Below are 1,134 nucleotides of genomic sequence, written 5' to 3' on the forward strand. Positions count from 1 at the left end.
GGACGCGGGTTCAACTCCCGCCAGCTCCACCAAACGTTTGGAAAAGGCCACCTTCGGGTGGCCTTTTTTGTATCAACAATCATATTGTCTTCTTTTCTCAGGCACTCATACTACCTGATGACTTATCACAAGCATTACTGCGTAACTTTACAACCTATGCTGATAAAAACTCGTTGAGTATTAAATAGCAGACTATACGCTCATAAGTACAACACCAACCACACATGAGAATTCAAAAGTACTCATTAAAAGATAGAAAGTGTGTACTTACTATATACTTTTCAATTTAAAGTTCTCTAAGCTTTTGGGATATCAGGTACTTCATCCGGTTACAGAGTACATGCTAGTTTTGTAAATCTCTTCAATACAATAAAGCCACAACTTGCAGCATGCATCGCTGGTTATTCGAAAAAGAACATAAAAGCACCAAAGGTAATACACTGCGTAGGTCATAGTTTAAGTGGTGCTCTTGCTTCATTAGCAACAGATTGAGTGAGTAAAATAATCTCTTCAATTTTCTCCTTACTAAGAATTTCAGGTCTGGTTCATATAACACAACAAAAAATGCGAAGCTATTTAGGCTTCGCATTTTTATTATGGCTTAGAATTATTAGCAATATTAGAATCTATATTCCACACCTAAAGATGCTTGTTTAAAGTCTGTATTTGTATTCGCACCATCAAATACATTTTCTGCGTTCAGTTCCACATCGTACCAAGTGTATTCTGCGTTAACTAAAAAGTTATCCGTTACTTTGAAGCCCACACCGGCACCAGCAAATACACCTTCGTCATCTTTGTTTCCATGGAATCCAGCAACGTTATAATCTGTCGAATACCACATTTGGCCACCTTTCGCGTACACATCCACTCTATCGGTGATTGGAGCCGTCACTTTCAATGCTGCGGTATAACCATCCGTCTCTGCATTAGCCAAGTTGTTACCATAGCTACCAAAATCAATGTAGCCACCTTCCAACGCTAAGTAACGGTTAAAGCGATAACCCACCAATGCTTGCATTGCATCGCTGTCGTCATCGAAATCATCTTGTCCATCAACTTTTAAATAACCGTAGTTCGCACCTACATAAACGCCATGATCTTTGGAGTCCGCTGCGTAAGATAAAGAGTGTA

At 39.3% G+C, this 1,134-nt stretch carries 3 protein-coding genes; 2 read left to right on the forward strand and 1 reads right to left on the reverse strand.

Going from position 1 to position 1,134, the window contains the following annotated elements:
• A partial coding sequence (locus tag R7P74_RS24925; protein ID WP_318123319.1) for a hypothetical protein occupies positions 1-188 on the forward strand: 188 nt, incomplete at its 5' end.
• Positions 189-309: 121 nt separating this feature from the next.
• Positions 310-492, forward strand: a complete 183-nt coding sequence (locus R7P74_RS24930; RefSeq protein WP_318123321.1) for a lipase family protein — start codon at positions 310-312, stop codon at positions 490-492.
• 127 nt (positions 493-619) lie between these two features.
• Here R7P74_RS24930 and R7P74_RS24935 read toward each other — a convergent pair.
• Positions 620-1,134 (reverse strand): porin family protein (locus R7P74_RS24935; RefSeq protein ID WP_318123320.1); only part of this gene is annotated, 515 nt, incomplete at its 5' end.

This window comes from Vibrio sp. 2033 (assembly GCF_033339735.1).